The organism is Streptococcus sp. SO2, assembly GCF_030440025.1.
On the sequence record NZ_JAQFJH010000028.1, the window covers coordinates 1 to 6,482 of the forward strand.

General features: G+C 39.8%; 2 protein-coding genes and 1 pseudogene. All 3 read left to right on the forward strand.

The features are described 5' to 3' along the window. Positions 1 to 2,543: pseudogene (gene padA, locus PCY17_RS11805) on the forward strand (LPXTG-anchored isopeptide-forming adhesin PadA); the annotation flags it as partial. A 75-nt stretch (positions 2,544 to 2,618) separates the two neighbouring features. Continuing rightward, positions 2,619 to 4,433 carry a G5 domain-containing protein gene (locus PCY17_RS11810; protein ID WP_084921608.1) on the forward strand — a complete coding sequence of 605 codons (1,815 nt, stop codon included), beginning with the start codon at positions 2,619 to 2,621 and terminating at the stop codon, positions 4,431 to 4,433. Positions 4,434 to 4,795: 362 nt separating this feature from the next. Further along, on the forward strand, positions 4,796 to 6,482 hold a 1,687-nt coding region (locus tag PCY17_RS11815), incomplete at its 3' end, for an isopeptide-forming domain-containing fimbrial protein (RefSeq protein ID WP_301395702.1).

Sequence of the window (6,482 nt, forward strand, 5' to 3'; positions counted from 1 at the left end):
AAATCAAGAAAGATGTGAACGGCAAAGAAGCTGAAACTCTTGACAAACGTGACCAAGTCTTCACTTACAACGTGAAAACAACAGTAGCGCAAGATGCGACAGCCTTCTCAGTCACAGATACACTAGTAGACGTTCTTGAATTCGCAGGAACTTCAAGTGCTAAATTGAATGGTCAAGCTCTTGAGGCTAGCCAAATCAAGGTAGAAGGTCAAACCATTACCTTGACGCTTACAGAAGAACAAGTCAAAGCCAATGGCGGTCAAGCAGTTGAATTAACATTCGACGCGAAGATCAAAGCTGGTGCGAACTTGTCAGCGTATGTGAAGGAAGACGGTCGTACACAGATTCCGAATAAGGCTTCTTATGACGCAAGCTTCCCGCACAAACCAGGACTGCACAAGGACTCTAACGAAGTCCCAGTAACGCCACCAACACCAGAAGTGCCAGAAATCAAGAAAGATGTGAACGGCAAAGAAGCTGAAACTCTTGACAAACGTGACCAAGTCTTCACTTACAACGTGAAAACAAGTGTTCCAACAGATGCGACAGCCTTCAGTGTAAGTGATACACTTGAGTCTGTTCTTGATTATGCAGGTTCAGCAAGTGCGACCTTGAATGGTCAAGCTCTTGATGCTAGCCAAATCAAGGTAGAAGGTCAAACGATTACCTTGACCCTTACAGAAGAACAAGTAAAAGCCAATGGCGGTCAAGCAGTTGAATTGAGCTTCACTGCGAAGATTAAAGCGGGAGCTGATTTGACTCCATATCTAACAGATCGTGGATTCACTGTTCCAAATACAGCTTCTTATGACGCGAAGTTCCCACACAAACCAGGGCTACACAAAGATTCGAATAAAGTTCCGGTAATCGTTCCAAAAGAACCAGAACCAGAAATTTCTAAGAAGATTAATCGTACCTTGGACCACTTGGATGTCGAATACGATGCACCTTACATGTACAATGTCAATACAGCTTTACCAAAAGATATTGATAAGTACAAAGAGTTCACCGTAACAGATACACTTGAATCTGTTTTGGCAATCGCTGATACACCAGTAGCCTATGTGGACGGTCGTGATGCAAATGGAGCTCTTGAAACAAGTGTTGAAGGAAATACTGTCACTGTAAAAGTGAAAGATTTCGCTCGACTAAAAGGCTTCAAAGAGATTCAATTGTACATCCCAGCTAAACTCAAAGCGAATAGCGATTTGAAAGCTTATAAGGACCAATTGGTACCAAACAAAGCAACTGTCAACTTCAAGGATGCCAATGGTCAATCTGGCAGCAAGGAATCAAAACCGGTAACGGTGAAACCACGTGACCCAGAAAAACCAACAGATCCAACACCAGGTGAACCAGTTAAGTCTGTTGGGCCAGAAGATGGATCTAAACCTGATAAAAAATACCACTTGCCAAACGCTTTAGATACCTTCCGCTTCGATATCACTACTCCGGTTCCAACGGATCCAGTGGATGAAAATGGAAATGCCAAGAAAGATCGATATGGTCGTCTTGTCAAGACAGATTTGACGAACTTCACGATCAGTGATGAAATCCATTCAGTTTTGAAAGTCAATAAAGACCGCATCGCTCTTAAAGTTGAAAATGCTCAGTTTGACAAGCTCAAAGCAGCTCTTCAAGCCCAAGTTGAACAGGCAGAGAAGGAACTGAAAGCTTTGACAGGTAAGTCAACTGATGAGACCTCAACAGAGAATAACAAGAAGGAAGACCTAAAAGCGGCGGAAGCTAAAGTGGCTGAATTGAAAGCGAAGTTGGAAGCAGCTAAGGCAGCGCAACCAGCTAAACCAGCTGAAGTGGAAACGCCGGCTACTCCAGCTACATCTGATTCTTCTGCAACAGAAGATAAGAAACCTGCTGACACCGAAACAAGTCAAAATCTTGCAAGCCTAGAGGCAGAGTTGAAAGCAGCTGAAGAAAACTTGGCTAAGCTTCAAGCACCAGCGGAGAAAGAAGCAGAATTAGTACCAGCTGATAAGAAACAACAACAAGAGAAACTTGAAAATGAAATCAAGAACCTAAAAGAAGCTCAAACTAAGCTTCAAGCAGCTATTGATAAATTGAGTAAGGTTTCAAATGATCGTAGTGAATTAGTAGGTAAAGAGTTGGAAGCAATTGCCACTATTACTTACGATGAATCTCAAAACATTGTAACTCTTGAAATCAGCGATAAGGATGTTCTCGAAGCCTTGAAGGGAAGTAAAGTAACTCTCGTTCTTTATACCAACTTCAGAGAAGGAACAGATTTTGCACAATTCGCGACAGGTGTACCAAATACGGCAAAAGTAAGCTTTAACGATAAATCAAAAACTACCAACAAGGTTGTGGTGACACCACCGGTTCCGGTAACGCCACCAGCTCCAAATATCCCACCAGCAGAGGGGGATATTCCGAAAAAACCAACAGAACCAGGTAAAACATTGCCAAATACAGGTTCTGAAGTTTCTACAGTTCTTGAAGTAGTTGCAGCTCTTGCTGCAGGACTTGCAGGGCTTCTAGTTTGGAAGCGTAAAGCTGAACGTTAGTACCATATAGTAAGAGGAGAGTAGAAAAATTTACTCTTCTCCTTACTGTATATTGAAAGTGTTAAGGAAAGAATAATGAGTAGAAAAAAATTATTAAAGTTAGGGATTTCAATACTTGCTTTAAACGCTCTTGGAGTAGCAACTTATCATGTAGCTCCAGATTTATATCAAATTCCAACAGTGCATGCAGAAGAAACACCAGCGGAAGATGAAGAAATTCCAGATGGCCAAGAGCGAAGTATTGCAAATACTTTCAAAAGAATGCTTGATAGTATAGAATCTTCAATTAAGGATTTTACAAATAGTCCAGATGAGGGGAATAAAGAACTCCTAGAGGGTGATGTAGAAGAAGCAAAGAATTTTTTTGAGACTGCAAAGAAGGCAATGAAGAGTCCAGAAGGTCAAAAAAGTTTTGCGGCGCTTGAAGCTCGCTACAATTCTTTAAAAGCTAAGGCTGAAGCGCTTCTCTCGGGGGGAGATTTAAAAGAAGAACATCAAGAAGTCACAACTACTGAGGAGATTCCTTACCCATCTCGTACAGAAAACAATGCAGACCTCGCCGAAGGTACTCGAAAGGTAAAACAAGCGGGAGAAAAAGGTCAGAAGAAAGTTGTTTGGGATGTTACTTTGGTAAATGGCGTTGAGAAAAAACGTGATAGAAAGAGCCAAACGGTAATTAAAGAACCAGTAGAAGAAATCATCGAAGTTGGAACTAAGAAAACAGGTGTAGAAACCAAAGAAACAGTGACTGTAGAGGAAAAAGTTGCTTTCAAAGAAGAAACGAAAGTAGACCCAGCACTGGATAAAGGTAAAACACGTGTTGAAGAAGGTGAAGAAGGTATCGATGAAGTCACTTATGAAGTGACAAAAGTGGATGGTGTTGAAAAGTCTCGTAAAGAAGTTTCACGCAAGACTAAGAAAGCTGCAAAAAACAAGATTACCTATACCGGTGGGAAAGCTGTTGTAACGACTAAGGAAGTAACCAAAACGGAAGAAGTTGCCTTCCAGACTCGTGAGGTTGAAAATGCACTCTTAGCTGAAGGTGTTCGCCGAGTGAAAACAGCTGGGCAAAAAGGTGTTCGTACCATTGTTGAAACAGTGACTTACACAGACGGTGTTGAAACAGGTCGAGTTGAGAAATCAAACACAATCACCACTCCAGCAGTAGACGAAGTTGTCGAAATTGGAACTAAGAAAGCAGCTGTTGTAACGACTAAGGAAGAGACCAAGACAGAAGAAGTTGCTTTCCAAACTAAGGAAGTAACAAATCCAAATCTTCCAGAGGGCAGTCGTCAAGTGAAAGCTGCTGGTAAGAAGGGTGTTCGCACCATTGTTTATACAGTGACTTACACAGATGGCGTTGAAACAGGTCGTGTTGAGAAATCAAACACAATCACTACTCCAGCAGTAGACGAAGTTGTCGAAGTTGGAACTAAGAAAGTAGTAGCCCCAGTTGTAACGACTAAGGAAGAAACGAAGACAGAAGAAGTTGCTTTCCAAGTCAAAGAAGTGCAGAACGCAGACCTTCCAGAAGGAAGTCGTCAAGTGAAAGCTGCTGGTAAGAAGGGTGTTCGCACCATTGTTTATACAGTGACTTACACAGATGGCGTTGAAACAGGTCGTGTTGAGAAATCAAACACAATCACTACTCCAGCAGTAGACGAAGTTGTCGAAGTTGGAACTAAGAAAGTAGCTTCTACAACAACCAACGGTAATAAGAATGATACTGCGACAACAGGGAACCAAGCTGAAAGTACTAAGAAAGAAGAAACTGCAAGCCAAGAACAGAAAGTTCTACCAAGCACAGGTACAGCTTCTACCAGTCTTCTTTCAATGATTGGTTTATTTATCGCCGGTCTAGTAGGCTTTGTCGTTCGTAAGAAGGACTAAGGCTCTCTAATATACAAAAGTATCTTTTGTACGAGAAATACTAAAAAGAACCCAGAATTTATTCTTGGGTTCTTTCTTTATAAAAAATTAAATATATTAATGTTTATGTGTGGCTTGAGTACGTTATGAAACTCATAGAGTGATAATAGGATTAACTATAAAACAGTTATTCACATGGTGTAAACGCCTTTTCTAAAATTTTTATATTTTAATTATTCTCACCAAAAATTGACAATCTGGAAATACAAAATAATAAATTTTTATCTATAATCTACTTTTAATTGCCCTTTTTTTGTGTTAAAATGAGATGAATATTTCTTTTGAAATGATTAAACAATCATTTTTAGTTTTGGAGGTACATTATGAAATGGAAATATCGCATGAGAATGCCTTTTTCTACTATTTTCAGTAGAAAAAAACAGGCTTTTCTCGGACTAGTCGTTTTACTTTTTTCTATTTTTCTTATTCCGCTTCAATCTTATGCGGCTTTAGAAGAAATAAAAAACGGAACGGATATCTCAACCTTGGATATTCGTAAGTTTAATTTGAACATCAACAATTTTAGTGTTTTATCTAAATCACAGGCTGTTGATCAGTTTCATTTATCGAATCCCCACTATGAATATCTCTGGGGTGGTGCCTATCCAGGCGAGATGGAGAACTTTACTCTTAAAGTAGATAAAAGTAAAAAACAGGATCAAGTTTTTGAAAATCCTCTTTCTCTAAAATTCACAAATATTGGGACAGTTAATGGTAAGCAAGTAGATGCTTACTTAAAATTCAATAAGGTAACTCTTCACTATCTAAACACTGCTCAGGCAGAATCTGAGATGAATAGTGCTCAAAAATCTACTGTTGAATTTTTCTCTATTTCAGAATTGTGGGAAAATAATGCTTTTGAAATTGGGAATGTTCCCTATGTAGATGCAGCTCATGACTACATTATGAATAAGGCTTTTTGGCTTGATGCGGATGTAACAGCAGAGTTGCGTTATGCAGATGGTTCCGAGACAGATTTGAAGTTGGTTATGAAGCCAACAGACATCGATGCAATGGATGCCAACAACTTGAAGGAAACCTTCTATGTTAAGGATTATCAAAATGATGTTAATCTTCGTTTGATGAATAATGCCAATGTCTTAAGACAGGAAGATCAAGGAGATCGAACTGCTTGGGTAGCAACTCAGATTACAAGCGGTAGCTATTCTGAGAACAATATCTCTGGTTTTGCCCTTCGATCAAATAGTAATAGTATGAATTTTGGTTACTCATCAACAGAGGTTGCTTCGGCCGTCTTTGGTCTTTATATTGAAAAAATTGATCCGAGCCCTGTTCTAGCAGTGGATCCTACAGAGATTCCAGCTAAGGAAGGACAAGATGTAACCTATAAAGCTACGTTTAAAGTTCCGGTTCCAGGTAAGGACATTTTAGCAACGCCTTCATCTATCGAAATGGTTCAGAAATTTGATGAGCGCCTTAATTATCAAGGACTTAAAGTGGAATCAGGTGGAGTGACTTTACAGGAAGGGCGTGATTATACTATTGAAAAGAATGGTCAAACTGTTACTGTTAAAATGACACCTGAATACATAAAAGCAAATTCTTCTGCTGAAATTATTGTAACTTATAATACTACTACAAACAAAAAAGTAGAAGAAAAAGGTTCTGGAAAGATTGACAATACTGTAACATTGCATGTTGATAATTTATCAGCTCCTTCTAATCAGGTAAGCACGGCCCTCCTTTATGAAAAACATCATGAGTTTGTGAGTGGAACCCCAGGCAAAGAACTTCCACAAGAAGTGAAAGACCTGCTTCCAGCAACAGAAAAGAACTTGTCTAATGGTACTCAAGTAACGCCAACACAACCAAGCCAAACAGAAGTGAAGACGGCAGAGGGTACATGGAGCTTTAAGTCTTATGACAAGGCATCAGAAACCATCAATGGAGCGGATGCCCACTTCGTCGGTACTTGGGAATTTACCCCAGCACCAACTTACAAGGCAACACATGAATTTGTCAGCGGAACTCCAGGGAAAGACCTTCCAC